Raw genomic sequence first — 22592 nt, forward strand, 5'->3', positions numbered from 1 at the left:
GGTGCGCCCGGGCTACACCGTCCCCTACGGCTCCTCGTACAGGCCCTCGATCAGTGCGCCGTACTTGTCGCGGACCACCCGGCGGCGGAGCTTGAGCGAAGGGGTGAGCTCCCCGGTCTCGGGGCCCCACTCCTCGGTCAGCAGCCGGTACCGCTTGATCTGCTCGGTCCGGTTGAGCCGGGCGTTGGCCGCCTCCACCGCGCGGGCGATCTCCTCCCGGACGGCGGGGTGGGCGGCGAGCTCGGCCGGGGAGGCCGCCTCGATGCCCCGGGTGACGGCCCAGACCGGGGCCAGCTCCGGGTCCAGGACCAGCAGGGCCACGAGGTAGGAGCGGCCGTCGCCGTGCACCAGGGCCTGCCCGATCAGCGGGTGTTCCTTGACCGTGTTCTCCACCAGGGCGGGCGAGACGTTCTTGCCGTTCGAGGTGATGATCAGTTCCTTCTTGCGGTCGGTCAGCCAGAGGAACCCGTCCTCGTCGACCCGGCCGATGTCCCCCGTCGGGAACCAGCCCGCGTCGTCGGCGGCGCTCTCCACCGAGCCGTCCGGCCGTAGGTAGCCGCCGAAGACGGTCGCCCCGCGGGTGAGGATCTCCCCGTCCTCGGCCAGTCTCAGCTCCAGCCCCTCGATCGGGCGGCCGACCGAGCCGAGCCGGAAGCCGTCCGGGCTGTTGACCGTGCACACGCCCGAGGTCTCGGTGAGCCCCCAGGCGTCCATGATGGTGATGCCCCAGCCGGCCCAGAAGCGGACCACGTCGATCGGCATCGGCGCGGTGGCGCTGGCCGTCCACATCAGCCGGTCCATGCCCGCCAGCCCCAGCAGCGGGTCCAGCACCTGCTCCTTGGCCCGGGCGTACGAGGCTTCGAGCGCGGCCGGCACCTCCTCGGCGCGCTCGCGGTGGGCGGCCCGGGCGCGGGCCAGGTCGCCCGCCGCCTCGATGGCCGCGCGCTGCTCTTCGGGGAGCTGCGCGAGGACCGCGCGGACCGAGGCGGCGAGCTTCTCCCACACCCGGGGCACTCCGAAGAACTGCACCGGGTGCAGCTCGCGGACCGCCCCCGAGACGGCGGCGGGGTCGGCGCACAACCGTACGTGCGAGGCCCGCAGCAGGGGCAGGTAGATGCCGAGGACGCGCTCGGCGATGTGCGCGAAGGGCAGGTAGCAGATGTGCTCGGCGTGCTCGGGCAGGTCCACGTGCCGGTCGAGGCGGATCGCCTGGAGCATGAGGTTGCGGTGGGTCAGCCGCACGCCCTTCGGGTCGCCGGTGGTGCCCGAGGTGTAGACGACGGTCAGCGGGTCCTCGGGGCGCGTCTCCTGCCAGGCCTTCTCGAAGTCGTCGGCGCGGTGGAGCCGGGCCCCGCCGGAGTACAGGGAGCCGTAGGTGGAGTGCCCGCCGGCCTCGGCGGCTTCGGCCACGACGAGACGCTCCAGGGGCACGTCCGGGTCGGCCAGCAGCGGCTCCCACCGCGCGAGTTCGCGGGCGCCCTCGACGACGGCGACCCGGGCCCGGCTGTGACGGGCGATGTGGGCTATCTGCTCGGGCGCGGAGGTCCCGTACACGGTGACGGGGACGGCGCCGAGGTGGACGAGGGCGAGGTCGCTGAGCCAGTGCTCGGGGCGGTTGCCCATCATCATCAGCACGTGTTCGCCGCGCTCGACGCCGAGGGCGGCGTATCCGGAGGCGAGGACGGCGACCTTGCGGCGCACCTCGCTCCAGGTGAGGGTCGTCCACCCGGCGGCGTCGGGGCCGGCCCGCCAGGAGAGGGCGGGCAGCTCCCCGTACTCGGCGGCGTTGCGGGCCAGCAGGGCCGGCAGGGTGATCTCTTCGGGTCGTCCGGGCAGTCGCAGGTTCGTGGTCATGGGCAGCTCCTGGCCGTTTCACATCGTTGGTGCGACAGCAATACTGTTGAACCCAAGCTGTGGAGCAGAGAGCGAGGCGCAGACGATGGCCGACCAGGCACCCGAGCCGATGCTCACCGTCGACGAGCTGGCGGCCAGGGCGGGCGTCACCGTGCGCACCGTTCGTTTCTACAGCACCCGCGGGCTTTTGCCCCCTCCCGTGATCGGCCCTCGTCGGGTGGGGCACTACGGGCCGGAGCACCTGTCCCGGCTGGCCTTGATCGAGGAGCTGCAGCACCAGGGCATGACCCTGTCCGCCATCGAGCGCTATCTGGACGCGCTGCCCGACGACCTGAGCGCCCACGACCTGGCCATCCACCGCGCGATGGTGGCCAGTTGGGCTCCGGACGCGGCCCAGGAGGTGTCGCGGGAGGAGCTGGAGAAGCGGGTGGGGCGGAGCCTCGCCGACACCGATGTCCGGCGACTGACGGCGATGAACGTGCTCGCCGCCTCGGGGGACGGGTTCCGGGTGGACGTCGGGCTGCTGCGGCTCGGAGTGGCGCTGCTCGACGTACCGATCGCCCACGAGACGATCCTGGCGGCGCGCCGGGTGCTGATGGAGCACACCAGGTCGGCGGCGCACGAGCTGACGGCGCTGTTCCGGGACGAGGTGTGGGGGCCGTTCACGGAGGGCGAGAGCGATCCGGAGCGGGTGGAGTCGATGAAGGCGCTCTCGGCGCACATGCAGCCGATGGTGGTCCAGGCGCTGGTGACTGCCTTCCAGCGGTCGCTGCGGGAGGAACTGCGGGCGGCGTTCGCCTCGGAACCGGAACGGTAGGGGAGGTGGCCGGACGGCCGCACGGCCGGTCGGCGTCCCTGCCGCCCGGGTAGCTTGTGGATCATGGCTGTCATTCACCGCACCACCATGTCGCCCGGCAAGCTCGAACTCCTGGCCGACTGGCTCCCCCGGCGCCCCTGGTACCGGGGCGGCCCGGGTACCCCGCAGCTCGCCAAGGCCGGCGGTTTCCGGCTCGACGACCCCGAGGGCGAGGTGGGCATCGAGTTCATGGTGGTCACCGACACCGCCGGGGACGATCCGGTGACCTACCTGGTCCCGCTGACCTACCGCGGGGCTCCGCTCGAGGGGGCCGGGGCCGGCCTGATCGGCACCTCCGAGCACGGTGTGCTGGGCCGTCGCTGGATCTACGACGGGACCCACGACGTCGTCCTGGTCGAGCAGTTGCTGGCCCTACTGGCGGGACGTACGACGGCCCAGGACCAGAACGAGAGCGGCGTCCCCGACCCGACGGTCGAGGTCCGTACCGAGGGGGCCGGGGTGCCGCAGGGCCTGACCGGCCCCGGGACCGTGACGGACACCGCCGACGCGAGCCTCGTCACCGTGGGCCCGGCCGGGCGGGAACGACCCGTGACGACCCTGGCCGTGTCCCGCGTGCTGCACGACGGTCCCGCCCCCGCCGGGGACGGCGTACCGGCACGCGTCCTGGCCGGCTGGTCCGCCCCGGACGGGGCGTACCAGCACGGGCTGTTCGCCCACCTGGCCGCGTTCGCGGGCTGACCGGAAGGCACCGGAAGAAACCGGAAGGACAGCCCCGGGCCCGCTCGCGGGCGGGCCCGGGGAGTGCCGCGCGATCAGTCCGTGTAGGTCTCGCCGCGCTCCGACTTCGCGACCAGCGAGGCCGGCGGGATGAAGCGCTCGCCGTACTGGTCGGCGAGCTCGCGGGCACGGGCCACGAAGCCGGGCAGGCCGCCCTCGTAGCCGTTGACGTACTGGATCACGCCGCCCGTCCAGGCCGGGAAGCCGATGCCCATGATGGAGCCGATGTTGGCGTCGGCGATCGAGGTGAGCACGCCCTCGTCGAGGCAGCGGACGGTGTCCAGGGCCTCCGAGAAGAGCATCCGCTCCTTCATGTCCTCGAACGGGATCTCGTACCCCGGCTTGGCGAAGTGCTCGCGCAGGCCCGGCCAGATGCGGGCGCGCTTGCCGGCCTCGTCGTACTCGTAGAAGCCGGCCCCGCCGCTGCGCCCGGGGCGGCCGAACTCGTCCACCATGCGGTCGATGACGGCGTCCGCGGGGTGCTCGGTCCACGCCCTGCCCTCGGCCTCGAAGGCCTTGCGGGTCTCGTTGCGGATCTTGCGCGGCAGGGTGAGGGTGAGCTCGTCCATCAGCGAGAGCACCTTGGCCGGGTATCCGGCCTGGGCTGCCGCCTGCTCGATCGAGGCGGGCTCCACGCCCTCGCCGATCATCGCGACGCCCTCGTTGATGAACTGGCCGATGACGCGCGAGGTGAAGAAGCCGCGCGAGTCGTTGACCACGATCGGGGTCTTGTTGATCTGGCGGACCAGGTCGAAGGCGCGGGCGATGGCCTCGTCGCCGGTCCGCTCCCCCTTGATGATCTCCACCAGCGGCATCTTGTCCACGGGCGAGAAGAAGTGCAGCCCGATGAAGTCGACCGGCCGCGAAACGCCTTCCGCGAGGCCCGTAATGGGAAGCGTGGAGGTGTTGGAGCACAGCAGTGCGTCCGGCTCGATGACGTCCTGGATCTCCTGGAACACCTTGTGCTTGAGGGAGGTGTCCTCGAAGACGGCCTCGATGACGGCGTCGCAGCCCGCGAGGTCGGCCGCGTCGGCGGTCGGGGTGATCCGGGCGAGCAGCTCGGCGCGCCCCGCCTCGGTGGTCCGGCCCCGGGAGAGCGCCTTGTCGAGCAGCTTCTCGGAGTACGCCTTGCCCTTGGCGGCGGCATCGAGCGAGACGTCCTTCAGCACCACCTCGATGCCCGCGCGGGCGCAGGAGTAGGCGATGCCCGCGCCCATCATCCCGGCGCCGAGGACGGCGACCTTGCGGACCTTGCGGGGCTCAATGCCCTGCGGGCGGCTGCGGCCCGCGTTGACGGCCTGGAGGTCGAAGAAGAACGCCTGGATCATGTTCTTGGCGGTCTGGCCGATGACCAGCTCGGTGAAGTAGCGGGCCTCGATGGTCAGCGCGGTCTCGAAGTCGACCTGGGAGCCCTCGACGGCGCAGGCCAGGATGTTGCGCGGGGCCGGGTACGGGGCCCCGTTCAGCTGCTTCTTCAGGTTGGCGGGGAAGGCCGGGAGGTTCGCGGCGAACCGCGGGTTGGACGGCGTACCGCCCGGAATCTTGTAGCCGGGTACGTCCCAGGGCTGCTTCGACTCGGGGTTCGCGTCGATGAAGGCGCGGGCCTTGGTCAGCATCTCTTCGGGGGTGGCGGCCAGTTCGTGCACGAGGCCGTTGTCCAGGGCGCGCTGCGGGGTGTACTGGGTGCCCTGGAGCAGCACCTTGAGCAGCGCGTCGGCGATGCCCATCAGGCGCACGGTACGGGTGACGCCGCCACCGGCGGGGAGCAGGCCGAGGGTGACCTCGGGCAGGCCGATCTTGGAGCCGGGCGCGTCGAGGGCGACGCGGTGGTGGGAGGCGAGGCAGATCTCGTAACCGCCGCCGAGGGCCGCACCGTTGATGGCCGCGACGACGGGCTTGCCAAGGGTCTCGATGCGGCGCAGGGAGCGCTTGATCTCGGTGCCGGTGTCGAAGGCGAGCTGCGCGTGCTCCGGGCGGAGCCGGATCATGTCCTTGAGGTCGCCGCCCGCGAAGAAGGTCTTCTTGGCGGAGGTGTAGATGATGCCGCGGATGGAGTCCTTCTCGGCCTCGGCGCGGTCGGCGATCGCCGCAATGGAGTCCTTGAAGGCCTGGTTCATCGTGTTGGCGGACTGGCCCGGGTCGTCGAGGATCAGGGTGACGACGCCGGTCTCGTCCTGTTCCCAGCGGATCGTGGTGGACTCGCTCATGGTCACTGCTTTCGTTTCGGAAGGTCCGGTGGGCAGGGGGAACAGGGCGGATCAGAGGCGTTCGACGATGGTGGCGACGCCCATGCCGCCGCCGACGCAGAGGGTGACGAGCCCGTAGCGCTTGTCCTGGCGCTCCAGCTCGTCGACGATCGTGCCGAGGATCATCGCGCCGGTGGCGCCGAGCGGGTGGCCGAGCGCGATGGCGCCGCCGTTGACGTTGACCTTGTCGAGGGACAGGCCCATGTCCTTGACGAAGCGCAGGACGACGCCCGCGAAGGCCTCGTTGATCTCGACCAGGTCGATGTCGTCGATGGTCAGGCCGGCCTTGGCCAGGGCCTTGCGGGTGGCCGGGGCGGGGCCGGTGAGCATGATGGTGGGCTCGGAGCCGGAGACGGCCGCCGAGACGATGCGGGCGCGGGGGGTGAGGCCGTTCCGCTCCCCCGCCTCGCGGGAGCCGATGGCGACGAGCGAGGCGCCGTCGACGATGCCGGAGGAGTTGCCGGCGTGGTGGACGTGGTCGATCTTCTCGACCCAGTGGTACTTCTGCAGCGCGACCGCGTCGAAGCCGCCGAGCTCGCCGATGTCCGCGAAGGAGGGCTTCAGCTTGGCGAGCGTGTCGGCGGTGGTGCCCGGGCGGACGAACTCGTCGTGGTCCAGGACGATCAGACCGTTGCGGTCGGTGACCGGGACCACGGACTTCGCGAAACGGCCGTCCTTGATGGCCGCGGCGGCCCGCTCCTGCGACAGGGCGGCGTATTCGTCGACGTCACGCCGGGAGAAGCCCTCGATGGTGGCGATCAGGTCGGCGCCGATGCCCTGCGGGACGAAGCCGGTGTCCCAGTTGGTCATCGGGTCGGCGAACCAGGCACCGCCGTCGGAGGCCATGGGGACGCGGGACATGGACTCCACGCCGCCCGCGAGGACCAGGTCCTCCCAGCCGGAGCGGACCTTCGCGGCGGCCAGGTTGACGGCCTCCAGGCCCGAGGCGCAGAAGCGGTTCTCCTGTACGCCGGCCACGGTGTCCGGGAGCCCGGCGGCGATGGCCGCGATACGCGCGATGTCGGAGCCCTGGTCGCCGACGGGGCCGACGACGCCGAGCACGATGTCGTCGATGGTGGCGGGGTCCAGGCCGGGGTTGCGCTCGCGCAGGGCGTCGATGAGTCCGACGACCAGGTCGATCGGCTTGGTGCCGTGCAGGGCGCCATTGGCCTTGCCGCGACCGCGCGGAGTGCGGATCGCGTCGTATACGTAAGCTTCGGTGCTCACTGGTCAAGCCTTTCGGAGGTGTCCAAGGAGGAGGTTTCCAGAGGGAGTTGTCTACGGGGAGGCGCCTACGAGGCGGTGCCCACGGGGAGGCACCTGCGCGCAGGCGCGCACGGGGAAGGTCAGCCGAGCAGCGAACGGCCGATGATCTCCTTCATGATCTCGGTCGTGCCGCCGTAGATGGTCTGGATGCGGCCGTCGGTGAAGGCCCGGGCGACCCGGTATTCGGTCATGTAGCCGTAGCCGCCGTGGAGTTGCAGGCACCGGTCGGCGACGCGCTTTTGCAGCTCGGTAGCCCACCACTTGGCCATAGAGGCGTGCACGTGGTCCAGTTCGCCGTTGGAGTGGTCCGTGATGCAGCGGTCGAGGAAGGTCCGGGTGACGGCGACCTCGGTGGCCATCTCCGCTATCTCGAACCGGATGTGCTGCAGCTTGGCCAGCGGACGGCCGAAGGCCTCGCGCTCCTTCACGTACTGGGTGGTGATCTCCAGCAGGTGCTCGGCGGCGGCGATGCCGGCCATCGCTATGCCCATCCGCTCCTGCGCGAGATTGGTCATCAGGTGGACGAAAGCACCGTTCAGCTCGCCGAGCAGGTTCTCCTTCGGGACGCGCACGTCGTGGAAGAACAGCTCGGCGGTGTCCTGGGACTTCTGGCCGATCTTGTCGAGGTTGCGGCCGCGCTCGAAGCCCTCCGCGCCGCGCTCGACGACCAGCAGCGACAGGCCGTGCGCCCCGCCCTCGGGGGTGGTCTTCGCGACGACGATCACCAGGTCGGCCAGGATGCCGTTGGAGATGAAGGTCTTGGAACCGTTCAGCACCCAGTGGTCGCCGCGGTCCTCAGCGGTGGTCCGGATCCCCTGGAGGTCGGAGCCCGCGCCCGGTTCCGTCATCGCGATGGCGGTGATGGTCTCCCCGGAGCAGAAGCCGGGCAGCCAGCGGCGCTTCTGCTCCTCGGTGGCGAGCGAGGTCAGGTAGGGCCCGATGATGTCGTTGTGCAGGCCGATGGCCAGCCCGGGGGCGCCCGCGCGGGTGAACTCCTCGGCGATCACGGCGGCGTAGCGGAAGTCGGTGTTCCCGCCGCCTCCGTACTCCTCCGGGACGGCGAGGCCCAGCAGCCCCTGCCGGCCCGCGGCCCGCCAGGCCTCGCGGCTGACGATGCCGTCCTTCTCCCACTGTTCGTAGTGCGGCAGCACCTCCTTGCTGAGGAAGGTGCGTACGGTCTCGCGGAACGCCTCGTGGTCGGCGTCGAAGATGCGTCGTTGCATCGGGGCCCCCTAGAGCCAACTCTTGACGGTTTCGATCAGCTTGGCCGGGTCGGGGCCGACCGGTGTGACGTTGAGCATCCTGACGCCCGCCTCGCGGAAGGCCTCGACGCGCTCGCGCACGTAGCCCTCGGGCCCGCACAGCGTCATCAGCTCGCAGAACTCGTCCGGGACTGCGGCAGCGGCGTCGCGCTTGCGCCCGGCGAGGTACAGCTCCTGGATCCTCCGGGCCTCTTCCTCGTACCCGTAGGCGACGGCCAGGTCGTTGTAGAAGTTCTTGCCGACCGCGCCCATCCCGCCGACGTACAGGGCGATCTGCGGGCGCGCCAGGTCCCGGGCGGCGGCCGCGTCGTCGCCGATGGCGAGCAGGCCGCCCGCGACGGTCTGGAGCGGGCCGAGCTCCGGCGACCGCTTGGCCGTCCCCTCGGCGAGCGGGCCGCCCCACACCGCGGCGGCCTTCTCCGGGATGAAGAGGGTGGGCAGCCAGCCGTCCGCGATCTCGGCGGTCAGCCGGACGTTGGCCGGGCCGAGCGAGGCGATGTAGACGGGGATCTCGGGTCGGACCGGGCGGGTGAGGATCTTCAGCGGCTTGCCGAGCCCGCTGCCCCGCTCCGGCGGCAGCGGCATGTCGGTGATGCCGTGGTGGTCGATCGTCTCGCGGCGCCAGATGCGCCGGCAGAGCTCGACCGTCTCGCGCGTGCGGCCGAGCGGCTTGTCGTACGGCATCCCGTGCCAGCCCTCGACGACCTGCGGTCCGGAGGCGCCGAGGCCGAGCAGTGCCCGGCCGCCCGAGAGCGCGTCCAGGCCGGCGGCCGTCTGGGCGATGAGGCCGGGGGTGCGCGAGTACACGTTCATGATCGCCGAGCCGATCTTCAGCCGCTCGGTGCGGGCGGCGAGATAGCCCATGATCGTCGGGGAGTCGAACCCCCAGGCCTCGGCCACCCACACCGCGTCGAGCCCGGCCGACTCCAGCGCGGCGGCCTGGTCGGCGGCCCGGCGCGGGTCCCCGGCGTAGTCGAGCATCATGGACAGTTCCATCAGGCCTCTTTCGGGAGCAGGGCCGGTACGTCCCAGTCGGCGGCCACCGACTCGGTGTCCGCGCCGGGCAGGGCGGGTTCGGAGGTCACGCGGGTCGGGGTCGCGGAGAACCGCGGCGCGGGCGCGGGCTGGACGATCCCGGCGTGCTCGGTGAAGGTCCCGCGGGACGCGAGGTGCGGGTGGCCCGGGGCCTCGCGCAGCGACAGCACCGGGGCCACGCAGGCGTCGGTGCCCTCGAAGACCGTCGTCCACTCCTCGCGCGTACGGGTCCGGAAGCGGGCGGCGACGGCCTCGCGCAGCTCGCCCCAGCGGGCGACGTCCTTGCGGGCCGGTGCCCCGTCCCCGATGCCGAGGAGTTCCGTGAAGGTGTCGTAGAACTGCTGCTCCAACGCGCCGACCGCCATGTACTGGCCGTCGGAGGTCTCGTAGGTGCCGTAGAAGGGACAGCCGCCGTCGAGGAGGTTGGCCCCGCGGCGGTCCTGCCAGCCGCCCGCCGCCATCATCCCGTGGATCATGGCGGTGAGGTGGGCGGTGCCGTCGACGATGGCCGCGTCGACGACCTGGCCGGCACCGGTGGCACGGGCGTGGTGCAGGGCCGCGAGGACCCCGACGACCAGGTAGAGCGAGCCGCCCGCGTAGTCCCCGACCAGGTTGGCGGGTACGGCCGGCGGCTCTCCCGGCTTCCCGATCATGCCGAGGGCGCCGGTGACGGCGATGTACGCGATGTCGTGCCCGGCGGCCTCGGCGAGCGGACCGTCCTGGCCCCAGCCGGTCATCCGGCCGTACACGAGCTTCGGATTGCGGGCGCGGCACTCGGCCGGTCCGACCCCGAGGCGCTCGGCCACCCCGGGCCGGAACCCCTCGACGAGGACGTCGGCCCGCTCGACCAGGTCCAGGACCCGGGCGGGCCCGTCGGCGGACTTGAGGTCGACCATGACGGACCGCTTGCCGCGATTGGTGATGTCGTAGGCCGGATCGACCGCAAGTCCGCCGCCGCCGGGCCGGTCCACGCGCACGACGTCGGCGCCCAGGTCGGCGAGGAGCATGGCGGCGAACGGTCCGGGGCCGATGCCCGCCAGTTCGACGACGCGCACCCCGGCGAGCGGGCCGGGCCCGCTCGCGTCCCGGTTCCCGTTCCCTGTCACTGCCATCGGGCCCCCAGCGGCTCTGGTGTGCATGGTGTGCGTGGTGTGCGTGGTGTGCGCGGTGTGCGCGGTGTGCGGCTATGTGACACAACTGATGTAACACCAGCGATGCTAGGAACGTGTTCCATCGAACACAAGCCCCCGGGCCGGGCTCCCGGCGGGTCGTCCGGCCCCGGGGGCGCCCGGCTCCGCGCGATCGGGCGGGGTGCCGCCCCGACCGTCCACCCGTGGTGCGGGCGGCCCGGGCGGTGCCCGGGGCAGGACCTCGGAGCCGGCGCCGGGGCAGCGCTGCGCCCTACCCGGCGCGCCGCACCCGCTCGCCCCGACGGTCGAGCACCACGCTAGCCTCGGCCACCAAAACCCCCTGGGAGGAGCCGTTCATGAACTCAACTGTCCCGCACGACCGGCCGGAACGCGCCTATGACGTCGTACTGTTCGGCGCCACCGGGTTCGTGGGTGCGCTCACCGCCGAGTACCTCGCCGCGCACGCCCCCGCCGGCTGCCGGTGGGCGCTGGCCGGCCGGGACACCGGGAAGCTGGAACGGCTGCGCGAACGGCTGGCCTCGATCGATCCGGCGTGTGCGCGGCTGCCACTGTTGCGGGCCGACGCCCAGGACCCCGCGGCCGTGCGCGAGCTGGCCGCGTCCACCCGGGTGCTGGCCACGACGGTGGGCCCGTACGTCTGGTACGGGGCGGAACTCGTGGCCGCCTGCGCCGAGGCGGGCACGGACTACGTGGACCTCACCGGGGAGCCGGAGTTCGTGGACCGCATGTACGTCGAACACGACGCGCGGGCCCGGGAGACCGGGGCGCGGATCGTGCACGCCTGCGGCTTCGACTCGATCCCGGCCGACCTCGGGGCGTACTTCACGGTCCGGCAGCTGCCGCAGGGGGTCCCGCTGGCGGTCGACGGGTTCATGCGGTCCAACGCCTTCTTCTCCGGCGGCACCCTGGCCTCCGCGCTCACCGCGCTGAGCCGCGGCCCCCAGACCCTGGCGGCCGCGCACGCCCGCCGGCTGCACGAGCCCCGCCTGCTGGGGCGGCGGGTCCGCGGGCCGGTGGGGGCACCGCGGTTCAGCCGCGAGACGGGGACCTGGGCGCTGCCGCTGCCCTCGCTGGACCCCCGGATCGTGGCCCGGTCGGCGGCCGCGCTGGAGCGGTACGGCCCAGACTTCCGCTACCGGCACTACGCCTCCGTGAAGCACCTGCCCGTCGCGGTGGGCGGTACGGCGGCGTTGGGCGCGACGGTGGCCCTGGCGCAGGTGCCGCCGGCCCGGCGGTGGCTGATCAACCGCTGGGAGCCGGGCCGGGGGCCGGACGCGGAACGCCGTGCGCGCAGCTGGTTCACCGTGCGGTTCGTGGGCGAGGGCGGCGGCCGGCGCGTGCTCACCGAGGTGGCGGGCGGCGACCCGGGCTACGGCGAGACGGCGAAGATGCTGGCCGAGTCGGCGCTCTGCCTGGCCCATGACGCCCTGCCGGAGGCGGCCGGGCAGCTGACGACGGCCGTGGCGATGGGCGACGCCCTGATCGCCCGCCTCCAGAAGGCGGGGATCGCCTTCCGGGTGGCGGACGCCCGCTGACGGGCGGGCCGGGCCCGTTCACCGGGCCCGTTCACCGGACGGGTTCACCGGCCGGACGCTTCAGGAGGCCTCCCGCAACGCCCTGCGGCACAGGGAGTCGGCGTGACGGGTGGTCTCGGGGATCCGGAAGCGCGGGCTCAGAGCCAGGGCGTGCGCGCAGGCGTTGTCCAGCGAGACCCGGTGCCCGACGGAGACGTAGACCGGCTTGATCCCGTGCTGCGTGCGCAGCGCCCGACCGACCTCGGCCCCGTCGGCCGCGAGCAGCGCGGCGGCGTCTCCCCGCCGGGCGCCCGGTTCCTCGTAGGTGAAGGTGAACGGGTTCTTCGCGACGCCGATGGCCGGGAGTCCGGTGACCACTCCGAGGTGGCAGGCGAGGCCGAAGCCGCGGGGGTGCGCGAGGCCGTAGCCGTCGCAGACGACGAGGCCGGGCCCGGTCTTCAGGGAGTCGAGGGCGGCCAGTACGGTCGGCAGCTCGCGGAAGGCGAGCAGCCCGGGCACGTAGGGGAAGCTGACGCGCCCGACGGCGGTGGCCTGCTCGACCACCTCCAGGGTGGTGGCGTCGAGCACCACGGCCGCGGCGGCGACCAGGTCGCGCGCGTCGTCGTAGGCGACGTCCACCCCGGCGACGAGGCCGCGGCCGGGGGGCGGGCCGGTCTCGGTGAGCACGACCTGATGGCGTAGTTCGTCCTGTATCGCCCGGGCCTCGGCCTCGTCGGCGGGGGTCTTCACACTCGTCATGATGTAGCGAGAGTAGCCTGGCGATCATGTTCGTCATGGAGCTCACCTACACCGCCCCCATCGAGTCCGTCGAAGAGCAGATGGACGCTCACATCGCCTGGCTGGACGGCTACTACGCCGCCGGCGTCTTCCTCGCGTCGGGACGCAAGGTACCGCGCGACGGCGGCGTGATCCTGGCCGGTGGGGTGTCCCGGGCCGAGATCGAGCGGATCGCGACCGAGGACCCCTTCGCGGTGGCGGGCGTGTGTGACTACACCATCACCGAGTTCATCGCCACGAAGACCTCGGCGGACCTGTCGACCGTGCGGGAGAACCCGGTCACGTAGGCCCTCCCTTCCGGGTCCCGTCCCGTCCCGCCCCGCCACCCGGCACCGCACCCCGCCGCTTCGTCGGCGCGACCGGGCACGTCCCGTACGCGGTGCGCACCTGCGCCGGGGCACCTCCCAGCGGAAGCCGGGGGACGTCCACGGCACCGGACGCCGTGGGCCCGGCCGACAGGATCCGGAGGGGACGGCACTGGCCGCGACGCCTCGGGCCGTACCTTCCGGATCGTGCCGTACCTTCCGGATCGTGCCCCACCCGCGCCGCCTGGCACCACGCCTCTTCCCAGGCCGTCGGGGCACCTCTCCGCCGTAGCCGGGGCAGATACGTGGCGCCGGACGGCGCGGGCTCGACCTGCGCTATCCGGACGAGCCCGCCCGAGGCGTCCCGGGACGGCGCCGGGACGGGCACGACCCTTGGACCGGCGCCTTCGGGATCCTGCCGGATGGGCCCGGTCGTCCGGAGCCGTGCCGGGCGGACCGGGCTCTCGGGCGGCCTCGTCTCCCGGACTCCGTCCGGGGCCCCAAGGTCGTGCCCCGGTCGTCGGCGCTCCGCACGGACTCCCCCACCCGCCGGGCGATGCCTCCCCTCGCCCCCGGCGGGCCCGGGAAGACCCGTCGCACCGGACCCCGCTACCTGATCCGGCCCGACCGACCAGACATCCCCCAGGCCCCCTGGACCACATCCGCCCGTAGGAGTGTTCATGCAGCCCCGCCCCGCCGTTCCCGCAGACGTCCCCGAGCTCATACGCCTGCGCGCCGTCGCCCTCGACGCCCTCGGGGTCGACCCCGGGCCGGCCGACGCCGCCTGGCGGCAGCTCGCCCGCACCTGGTTCCTCGAGCGCATCGGCGAACGCCCCGACGTGCACTGCCTGGTCATCGGTGGAGCTCCGGGCGAACCGCTGCTGGCCACCGGCATGGCCTGGGTCACCTACCACCTGCCCGGTCCCCGGTGGACCGACGGCCGACGCGGCTACCTCGACGGGATCGTCACCGACGCGCCCGCCCGCGGGCGGGGCCACGGCCGCCGGATCGTCGACGCGCTGGTCGACTGGCTCGACGGCATCGGCATCCACTACGTCCAACTGCACGCGAGCCCCGACGGCGAGTCCCTCTACCGGGCCGCGGGCTTCACCGCCGGGCGCTACCCGGGCATGGACCTCGTCACCGCGCCGGCGCCAACGCCCGCGGCAGCCCCTCCCGGTCCCGGCCCCACGAGCTGATCAGCGCCGCCGTTCCAGCCGCGCCACCCGTCCCTTCTCCCCCGCCGCCCAGCATCCCGCGTCGGCCGCGCAGTCGACCGTGTCGAAGGATCCCGGGTCCAAGGACCGCCAGCTGCGTCCGCCGTCCGTGGTCACGTCGGTGCCCGTGGGCCCCACCGCGAGAGCCGTCCCCCTGCTGTACGGGAACCAGGCCGCGCCCGAGCGGTAGGCCGGCGGCGGCGTCTCCGCCCGGCTCCAGGTGCGTCCGCCGTCGGCGGACACCGCCGCGGCCTGCGGGGACGCCTGCCCGGTGCGGTAGTCACCGCCGACCGCCAGTCCCCTCGTACGGTCCCGGAAGGCGAGGGCGAAGACCCCGCGCGCCGGATCGCCCGCGGGGACGGTGGATTCGGCGACCCGCCAGGTCAGACCGCGGTCCGCGGAGTGCAGCACGCGGGCGCGGGCACCGCCGCCGGTGGCGAGCCAGACGTCGCGCGGGCCGGAACTCACCAGGCACTGGCCGCTCGCGGCGAAGCCCGCCTCGCCCGGTAGCGCCTCGGGCATGCCACCGCTCGGCAGGACCCGCCAGTTCCGTCCGCCGTCGTCGGTGGCGAGGATCCGGAACTTCCCGTCCACCGGATCGCTCATCGCCAGGCCGTGCCGGGCGTCGAAGAAGGTGAGGCAGTCGTAGAAGGCGCGCGGGTCGGGGTTGCGGAAGGTCTCGGTCCAGGTGGCTCCGCCGTCCTCGGTGCGCAGCACCCTGGAGGCCTCGCCCTCCCCGATGGACAGGGCCACCGCGCGCCGCGCGTCGAAGGCTTCGATGTCGCGGAACTCCAGGGCCTCCGCGACCGCGCCCGGCGGCGAAACGTCACGCCAGCTGCGGCCGCCGTCCACCGTGCGCAGCACGGTCCCCTTGGAACCGGCCACCCAGGCCGTGGTCCGGTCGACCGCCGCGAGTCCGCGGAAGCGAACGTCCTTGCCGGTGTCCTTCAGTGCCCAGCCGGTGCCGCGTAAGTCCTGCGCCACCGGGGCCGGTTCGGTGACCGGGGCCGCATCGGCCCGGGCCGGGGCGGCGAGCACTCCCACGACCAGGGCTGCCGCGCACATGCCGATTCCGAGTTCCAGAAGTCTCATGGCGCCGGAAGCTAACGCACCCCGGATGCGCCGTCCAGAGCGCCTTCCGGCCCCTGGACCGTACCTTCCGCCGCACCTTTCACCGCCCCTGTCACCGCACGTGCCGGCGACCTCGTTCCCCGGTCACAGGCTCGCGGCGCGGTGGGTCACGCCGCCGTCGACGACGGTGAGGAGCACGGGCAGGTCCGGCAGCTCGGTGGCGGCGACGGTGAGCGGGTCGTCGGCGAGGACCGTCAGGTCGGCGCGGTGGCCGAGGGCGATCCGGCCCGCCAGGTGCTCCTCGCCCGCCGCGCGGGCGGCGTTGATGGTCATGCCCTGGAGGGCCTGTAGGGCGGTGAGGGCCTGCTCGGGACCGTGCGGAGCCTGGCTCAGGTCGCGGCTGGGACGTCGGTGGCGGGCGCCGCCCATGACGCCGAGCGGCGGATACGGGGCGATCGGCCAGTCCGATCCGAGGACCACGGTGGCTCCGGAGTCCCACAGATCCCGGCAGCGCCAGGCGCGCGAGGCGCGTTCCTCGCCGAGCCGGCGGGACCAGTTGTCGGTGTGGTCGGCGCGGGTGAAGTCGCAGCAGTGGGTGGGCTGTACGGAGGCGATGACGCCGAGCTCGGCGAAGCGGCGCAGGGTGTCGTCGGGGACGGTCTCAATGTGCTCGACCCGGTGGCGGACCCGGGGCCCGGGCCCGCTGGAGGCCTGGGCCTTCTCGACGGCGTCGAGCACGTGTCGTACGGCGGCGTCGCCGATCGCGTGGGTGGCGGTGGGCACTCCGGCCCGGTGGAACTCGCCCACGATCCTCGTGTAGACCTCGGGGTCGGGCCAGAAGGCGTGCGTGGACTCGCCGTTGCGGTCCGGGTGTTCCAGCCAGGCGGTGCCGTTGTCGATCGTGCCGTCCATGAAGATCTTCACGCCTTCGGTGCGCCACAGCCGGCCGCCAGCGCCCTGTTGGGCGATGAGCGCGCGCACGGCGTCGACGTCGGCACCGGGCTGGCACCAGGGTGCGACGCGCAGGCGCAGCGGCAGTCGTCCGGGCCCGTCGAGTTCGGCGTAGAAGGCGAGGCTGTCGCCGTTCGCGTCCATGGCGTGGCCGCCGGTCAGCCCGGTGGCGGCCATCTTGTGCAGCGCCGCGGCCAGCCTCTCGCGGCGCTCCTCGCGGGTGGGCTGCGGGGCGACGCGTTCGACGAGTTCGCAGGCGGAGTCCTCGAGGAGCAGGCCGGTGGGCCGGCCGTCCGCGTCGCAGACCACTTCGGCTGAGGCCTGGTCGAAGGTCCGCGGCCCGTCGACGCCCGCGAGTTCGAGGGCGCGCCGGCTGGCCAGCATGGAGTGGGCGTCGAAGAGCAGGAGGGTGGCGGGCACGCCGTCGAGCACGGATTCGAAGGGGGCGGTCTCGACGGGCCGGTCTCCGAAGGCGTTCAGGTCCAGGCCCCAGCCGCTCAGCCAGGCGCCGGGGGCGAGGCCGCGTACGCCGGCGGCGAGTGTCGCGCGTACCTGCTCCAGGTCGGTGCAGCCCGACAGGTCCAGTCCGTGGGTCAGTTCGGCGCCCGAGACGGGGTGGATGTGGCCGTCGACCAGGCCGGGGGTCACGACGGCCCCCTTGAGGTCGACCACCGTGGTCGAGGCGTCGGCGAGCGCACGGACGTGGCTTTCGTCGCCGAGCGCGGTGATCTGTCCGCCGGAAGCGGCCAGGGCGGTGTCCGGCAGGAACCCGCCCGTGGCCGGGTCGAGCAGGCGGGCGTTGAGCAGGACGAGAGAGGTGCGCACGGAGCCTCCAGCGGGGGCGGGGTGGGGGACGTAGGGCGGGGCAGGGGCCGGGCGGGGGAAGGGCCGGGCGGGAGGGGTGGGGCCCGGCGCGGGGCCGTCTCTTCCGGGGGCTTGCCGGGCGGGCCCGCGCCGTCCGGTGCCGGTCGGCCGGGGGCGCCTCCCAGCCCCCCGGGGGGGGATGGTCGGGCTAGGCCGTCTCTTCCGGATCTTGTCGGCCGAGCCCGCGGCGTCCGGTGCCGTGGCCGGCAAGGCGCCCGTGTACGGGACGTACTCGGGCGCCCCGACAACGCGGCCGGGTGCGGTGCCGGGCGTCGCGGGCCCGGCAAGATCCGGAAGAGACGGCCTAGATCCGGAGGAGACGGCCCCGGGTCAGGCCTCGCCGGCTGCTCGGCCGGCGGCGTCACCAACTGCACCACGGGTGAGGGCGCCGCGGGGCAGGCCGAGTTCGCGTTCCGCGGTGGTGACCGCCATCCGGGTCACCGCCTCGGGGCGGTCGCGGTCCTCGGTGTTGGCGTGGACGCCGAGGCCGTCGAGGACGACCAGGATCTGAATGGCCGTCACGCACGGGTCCTCCGTACGGAACTCGCCGCGCTCTACGCCCTCGCGGATCACCTCTTCCAGGCGGCCGCGCCAGGCGGCCTCCTGCTCGGCGACCCGCTCGCGCAGGAGGGGACGGTAGCGACTGAGGTGGCGGGCGTTGATCCAGAGCCGACTGATGGCGTCGTAGGCCTCGCCGGACGTGCGGGCGAAGAACCGCTCCAGACGTCCGGTCGGGATCGGCACGCCCCCGTCCGCTCCGGGCGGCAGCAGGACCTCCAGTTCGGCCCCGGCGGCCGTCCCGAACGCCTCGGCGACCAGGTCCTCCACCGAGGGGAAGTAGTGGCTGATCAGACCCGGCCGGACGGCGAGCTCTTCGGCGATCCGGCGCAGCGTGAGGCACTCCAACCCTTCGGCCAGGGCGACGGCTGCGGCCGTGTCGACGATCTCGGCCCGCCGGGCCTCGGGGGACTTGCGGATCCGTTTGCGCTGGACGCTTGACGACATACTGGGGACGCTATTGAGTGTGCGACCAATAAGCAAGCGAGGCGGACACGCCCAGCACCCGGAGGTCCCCCATGGCGTCCCCGATCCCTGACCCGTCTCCCGGTTCGCACCCGACCCCCGGAGCGCTCGGACAGGCCGCGCCGACCCCTGAGTGGGCCACCCGCATCGAGGCCCACGGCATCGACCACATCCCCGATTCCGAGCGCCACGGCCGCCCCCGGGACCTCTTCGCCGTCTGGGCGGCGGCGAACGTCAACTACCTGAGCCTGGTGATCGGCGGCGCGCTGGTCCTCATGGGGTTGAGCCTTTGGCAGTCCGTCGCCGTGATCGTGGTCGGCAACCTGTTCTGGTTGCTCACCGGCCTGCTCGCCACCTCGGGCCCGGCCGCCGGAGCGCCCAGCGAGGTGATCACCCGGGCCATGTACGGAGTCATCGGCAACCGCGCCATGAACGCGGTCGGCGGCTGGCTGGTCTCCGTCTGCTACTTCGCCCTCAACCTGGCCGCCGCCGCGGCCGCCTTCGCCCTCGCGGAACGGGTCGGCGTCACGACGGACACCGGGATCAAGGCCGCCGTCATCGTGACCATCGCCGCGCTCACCCTGACCATCAGCGTCTACGGCCACGCGATGATCATGAAGCTCTACCTCCCGATGACCCTGGTCCTGGCCGCCGCCTTCGCCGTCGTCGGCTTCGCCGTGGTCGGCCACACGGACTTCGCCTACCGGCCCGCCCCGCCCCTGACCGGACTCGGCCTCTGGGCGGCGCTCCTCGCCGGCACCACCCTCATCGCCTCGGGCCCGCTCTCCTACACCACCAGTGCGGACTTCTCCCGCTACCTGCCCCGCACGTCCTCACGCAAGGCGATCATCGGCTGGACCGCCCTCGGAGCCTTCCTGCCCAGCGTGGTCGTCTGCTCCCTGGGGGCGTTCGCCGCGACCGCGGTCGACATGAGCGACCCACAGGCCGCACTGCAGAAGATCCTGCCCGGATGGTTCTACCCGATCTTCCTGCTCGCCCTGATCCTCGGCACGATCTCCGTCAACGCCCTGACGGCATACAGCGCCGGGCTCGCCCTGCAGGCCGTCGGTCTGCGCATCCGGCGCTCCGTCAGCGTCCTGTTCGACGGGGCCGTCGCCGTCGCCCTGACCCTCTACGGCCTGCTCGTCTCCAACCTCCTGGACACCGTCAGCAACTCCCTCCAGTTGGTCGTCGTGCTCATCGGCCCCGTCATGGGGATCTACGCGACCGACATCCTGCTGCGCCGGTTCCGCTACGACGGCCGGGCACTGGCGGACGAGACCCCCGGCAGCCCCTTCTGGTACGTGGGCGGCGTCAGCCCGGCGGGCGCCCTCGCACTCGCGGGCGGGGTGAGCGCGGCCGCCCTGTGCGTCAACACGCTCTACACCGGGCCGGTCGCCTCCGCCCTGGGCGGCATCGACCTCTCCCTGCCCGTCGGCATGGCCGTCTCCGCCACCCTCTACGCAGCCCTCCACACAGCCCTGATGCGGACCCTTACGCCGGTGGAGTGATCGGTAACCAGCCCTTCTCCGAGGCGCCCCGAACCCACCACGGATCGGGGTCGCCTTCGGGCACACCCACCGTCCGGTCACTCTGTGCGATCGCACGGATTGGTTCAAGCCAATCGGTGACACAGCTCACGCAACGGCCCATGCACGGATTTGCCGATTCCGGCGTCTATCCGGTTGCCGGGCTCCACCCCAACAGTCCGGCAGCAGATCCGCCGCTAGGGAGTGAGCCTTGATCACTGTCATCGAGCAGGCCGCACAGGCCCGTCTGGTCGCCACCGCGCCGAAGGTCGAGACCGTGCCCGTCACCCTCTGCTACGACCGTGCGGATCCGTTCGCCGTGCGCATGGCTTTCCCCGCCCCGGCCACGCTGGAGGGCGTCGAGGTGTCGTGGACCTTCTCGCGCGAGCTGCTGGAGTCCGGGCTGGACCGCCCGTCGGGCTACGGCGACGTACGCGTACGCCCGTACGACGTGGACCGGACCACCATCGAGTTCCACGCGACGGAGGGCGTCGCGATCGTGCTGATGCTGACGGCCGAGCTGCACCGCTTCCTGGAGCGGGCGGCGACCGTGGTGCCGCCCGGCCTCGAACACCTCTACCTGGACATGGACCACAACCTGGCCGAGCTGATGCGCGACACCTGCTGAGTTAATTGGTTTGCGGGCGGCTGCGGCCGCCCGTAGCTTCGAAGACGCCCCATCACCGTCGAAACGGAGCAGGACATTGCTCGTCTGAGGTTCGAGACACCGACCACCCCGCCCTACGGCTGAGCCGTCGGCTGTCTCCCCGCGTTGCACGCACCACTCACGCAACCTGGAGGCCTCCATGAGTAACGCCCCTACGTTCATCACCTGCTCCGCACTGTCCTTCGACTGGCCCGACGGCACTCCCGTCTTCGACGGGTTCCAGCTCACCGTGGGCCCCGGCCGCACCGGCCTGATCGGCCTCAACGGCTGCGGAAAGTCCACCCTGCTGAAGCTGATCGCCGGCGAACTGGCCCCGACCGAAGGTCATTCCTCCGTCGCCGGCACGGTCGGTTACCTCCCGCAGGACGTCACCCTCGACACCGGGCTGCGCGTGGACGAGGCGCTCGGCATCCACACCGCCCGCGCCGCGCTCCACGCCATCGAGGCGGGCGAGGCCACCGAGGCGAACTTCACCGCCGTCGGCGACGACTGGGACGTGGAGGAGCGGGCCCTGGCCACGCTCGACCAGCTCGGTCTCGCCCGGATCGGCCTGGACCGCACCGTCGGCGAGCTCTCGGGCGGCGAGTCCGTACTGCTGCGGCTGGCCGCCCTGCTGCTCGCCCGCCCCGACGTCCTGCTGCTGGACGAGCCCACCAACAACCTGGACCTGCGGGCCCGAAACCGCCTGTACGCGGCGGTCGAGTCCTGGTCCGGGGTGATGCTCCTAGTCAGCCACGACCGGGAACTGCTGGAGCGGGTCGACCAGATCGCCGACCTGCGCGACGGCGAAGTCCGCTGGTACGGAGGCAACTTCACGGACTACCGGGACATGCTCGCCGCCGAACAGGAGTCCGCCGAGCGGATGGTCCGGGTCGCGGAGGCCGACGTACAGCGACAGAAGCGCGAACTGGCCGACGCCCAGGTCAAATTGGCGCGGCGCAAGCGGTACGGGCAGAAGATGTACGACAACAAGCGCGAGCCGAAGATCGTGATGGGCGCCCGCAAGCGCGCGGCCCAGGAGTCGGCTGGCAAACACCGGATCATGCACACCGAGAAGCTGGTCCAAGCGAAGGAACGCCTGGACCAGGCGGTGGAGGCGGTGCGCGACGACGACGAGATCCGGATCCAGCTGCCGGCTACCCAGGTGCCGCCCGGGCGGCAGGTCCTGACCCTGAGCGATCTACGCCTGGCCCACGGAGCCGCCGTACCGGGCGAGTGGGAACTGCGGGGGCCGGAACGGATCGCCCTGGTGGGCCGCAACGGCTCGGGCAAGACCACGCTGCTGCGCACGATCGCGGGACAGCTCCCGCCGGCGTCCGGGGCGGTCGTGGCGCACGTGACGACGCGGTTCCTGCCGCAGCGCCTCGACGTCCTGGACGAGAGCCGCTCGGTCGTGGAGAACGTGGCACGGTTCGCCCCGCAGGCCACCAACAACCTGATCCGGGCCCGACTCGCGCACTTCCTGTTCCGCGGCGCCCGGGCGGACCGGCCGGCCGGCACGCTATCGGGCGGCGAACGCTTCCGGGCGGCACTGGCGGCCCTACTGCTGGCGGAGCCGGCTCCCCAGCTGCTCATGCTGGACGAGCCGACGAACAACCTGGACCTGTCCAGCGTCCGACAGCTGACCGACGCGCTGGAGTCGTACGAGGGCGCACTCCTGGTGGCGAGCCATGACGTGCCGTTCCTGGAGTCGATCGGCATCACGCGATGGCTCCTGCTGGACGGCGAGCTGCGGCCGACGACGGCCGAGGAGGTCCGGGAACGGCTGTGTTCGAGTGACTGAGACCACGCCGGCGCCGGCGGCCGGCCGCTAGCAGCCCACGGCTGGCAGCCGGCCGGCGGCTGGCGGCTGGCGGCCACAGCGCGAGTCGGCCCCTGCTCGGGCCGTGACGTGGGTGCGGTCTCCTGGCTGGCGCGCCGCCAGCCAGGAGACCGCACCCACCTCCGCATCACCCCCGCACTCGCCCCCATCGGCCTGCCCACGTGTCGGCGGCGAGGGCCGGATCGTCGCGCCCCGGGTAAAGCGGAAGCGATTTCTTTCGTCAAAATCGGGGGCGGTAAACCACCCACTGGCGTGATTTTGGCCCCTCGCATCCCCCTCAGGCCGGCCATAAACTGCATAGATAACTGGATGTAACCGGACATACACCTGCCGGGGGGTTGGCTGGCCTTGATGTCACACTTAACCTACGACTCCGTAAGCTACGGAACCGTAGGTAATTCGCTTTTGCACCCAGGAGTACCC

18 protein-coding genes are annotated in these 22592 nt (G+C 72.5%); 8 read left to right on the plus strand and 10 right to left on the minus strand.

Annotated features, from left to right (window positions below):
* Positions 1-24: 24 nt before the first annotated feature.
* Positions 25-1854, minus strand: a complete 1830-nt coding sequence (locus tag OG207_RS08990) for an AMP-dependent synthetase/ligase (RefSeq protein ID WP_329097489.1) — start codon at positions 1852-1854, stop codon at positions 25-27.
* 85 nt (positions 1855-1939) lie between these two features.
* Between OG207_RS08990 and OG207_RS08995 the strand changes: the two genes are divergently transcribed.
* Entirely contained in the window at positions 1940-2671 is a 732-nt protein-coding gene (locus OG207_RS08995; protein WP_328787810.1) for a MerR family transcriptional regulator, read from the plus strand.
* Positions 2672-2734: 63 nt separating this feature from the next.
* A complete protein-coding gene (locus OG207_RS09000; protein WP_329097491.1) occupies positions 2735-3409 on the plus strand; it encodes a maltokinase N-terminal cap-like domain-containing protein in 675 nt (224 codons plus the stop codon).
* A gap of 74 nt (positions 3410-3483) precedes the next feature.
* On the opposite strand, the gene OG207_RS09005 is transcribed toward OG207_RS09000, so the two are convergent.
* The 5 genes from OG207_RS09005 to OG207_RS09025 all read right to left on the minus strand — a co-directional run bounded on the left by OG207_RS09005 (position 3484) and on the right by OG207_RS09025 (position 10369).
* On the minus strand, positions 3484-5655 hold the full coding sequence (locus tag OG207_RS09005; RefSeq protein WP_329097493.1) for a 3-hydroxyacyl-CoA dehydrogenase NAD-binding domain-containing protein: 2172 nt from the start codon (positions 5653-5655) through the stop codon (positions 3484-3486).
* A 51-nt stretch (positions 5656-5706) separates the two neighbouring features.
* Positions 5707-6921, minus strand: coding sequence for an acetyl-CoA C-acetyltransferase (locus tag OG207_RS09010; RefSeq protein ID WP_030008979.1), 1215 nt, complete (start codon positions 6919-6921; stop codon positions 5707-5709).
* A 119-nt stretch (positions 6922-7040) separates the two neighbouring features.
* Positions 7041-8183 (minus strand): acyl-CoA dehydrogenase family protein, encoded by a 1143-nt coding sequence (locus OG207_RS09015; RefSeq protein WP_329097496.1) that lies wholly within the window; start codon positions 8181-8183, stop codon positions 7041-7043.
* 9 nt (positions 8184-8192) lie between these two features.
* Entirely contained in the window at positions 8193-9218 is a 1026-nt protein-coding gene (locus OG207_RS09020) for an LLM class F420-dependent oxidoreductase (RefSeq protein WP_329097498.1), read from the minus strand.
* The gene (locus OG207_RS09025; protein WP_329097499.1) at positions 9218-10369 is read right to left on the minus strand and encodes a CaiB/BaiF CoA transferase family protein; all 1152 of its coding nucleotides are present in this window, start codon (positions 10367-10369) and stop codon (positions 9218-9220) included. Before OG207_RS09025 ends, OG207_RS09020 begins: the two co-directional genes overlap by 1 nt.
* 374 nt (positions 10370-10743) lie before the next feature.
* On the opposite strand from OG207_RS09025, the gene OG207_RS09030 reads away from it, so the two are divergent.
* Entirely contained in the window at positions 10744-11943 is a 1200-nt protein-coding gene (locus OG207_RS09030) for a saccharopine dehydrogenase family protein (RefSeq protein ID WP_329097500.1), read from the plus strand.
* A 60-nt stretch (positions 11944-12003) separates the two neighbouring features.
* Here the strand turns inward: OG207_RS09030 and OG207_RS09035 are convergent, their stop codons facing one another.
* On the minus strand, positions 12004-12681 hold the full coding sequence (locus OG207_RS09035; protein WP_329097502.1) for an endonuclease V: 678 nt from the start codon (positions 12679-12681) through the stop codon (positions 12004-12006).
* 26 nt (positions 12682-12707) lie between these two features.
* On the opposite strand from OG207_RS09035, the gene OG207_RS09040 reads away from it, so the two are divergent.
* Together OG207_RS09040 and OG207_RS09045 are read left to right on the plus strand one after the other, a co-directional pair.
* On the plus strand, positions 12708-13007 hold the full coding sequence (locus OG207_RS09040; protein ID WP_329097504.1) for a YciI family protein: 300 nt from the start codon (positions 12708-12710) through the stop codon (positions 13005-13007).
* A gap of 698 nt (positions 13008-13705) precedes the next feature.
* On the plus strand, positions 13706-14224 hold the full coding sequence (locus tag OG207_RS09045) for a GNAT family N-acetyltransferase (RefSeq protein ID WP_329097506.1): 519 nt from the start codon (positions 13706-13708) through the stop codon (positions 14222-14224).
* On the opposite strand, the gene OG207_RS09050 is transcribed toward OG207_RS09045, so the two are convergent.
* From OG207_RS09050 to OG207_RS09060, 3 genes are all read right to left on the minus strand, one after another.
* Positions 14225-15307, minus strand: a complete 1083-nt coding sequence (locus OG207_RS09050; protein ID WP_329107503.1) for a WD40/YVTN/BNR-like repeat-containing protein — start codon at positions 15305-15307, stop codon at positions 14225-14227.
* A gap of 150 nt (positions 15308-15457) precedes the next feature.
* A complete protein-coding gene (locus OG207_RS09055) occupies positions 15458-17089 on the minus strand; it encodes an amidohydrolase (protein WP_329097508.1) in 1632 nt (543 codons plus the stop codon).
* A 369-nt stretch (positions 17090-17458) separates the two neighbouring features.
* Complete coding sequence (locus OG207_RS09060) at positions 17459-18133, minus strand: TetR/AcrR family transcriptional regulator (protein ID WP_329097510.1); 675 nt, start codon at positions 18131-18133, stop codon at positions 17459-17461.
* Positions 18134-18204: 71 nt separating this feature from the next.
* Between OG207_RS09060 and OG207_RS09065 the strand changes: the two genes are divergently transcribed.
* The 3 genes from OG207_RS09065 (at position 18205) to OG207_RS09075 (ending at position 22130) form a co-directional block, all read left to right on the plus strand.
* Entirely contained in the window at positions 18205-19662 is a 1458-nt protein-coding gene (locus OG207_RS09065) for a purine-cytosine permease family protein (RefSeq protein ID WP_329097512.1), read from the plus strand.
* Positions 19663-19891: 229 nt separating this feature from the next.
* On the plus strand, positions 19892-20308 hold the full coding sequence (locus tag OG207_RS09070) for an SsgA family sporulation/cell division regulator (RefSeq protein WP_329097514.1): 417 nt from the start codon (positions 19892-19894) through the stop codon (positions 20306-20308).
* 178 nt (positions 20309-20486) lie between these two features.
* Complete coding sequence (locus OG207_RS09075) at positions 20487-22130, plus strand: ABC-F family ATP-binding cassette domain-containing protein (RefSeq protein WP_329097516.1); 1644 nt, start codon at positions 20487-20489, stop codon at positions 22128-22130.
* The last annotated feature ends 462 nt before the right edge of the window (positions 22131-22592 follow it).

Origin of the sequence: Streptomyces sp. NBC_01439 (assembly GCF_036227605.1) — a bacterium.
Classification (GTDB): Bacteria; Actinomycetota; Actinomycetes; order Streptomycetales; family Streptomycetaceae; genus Streptomyces.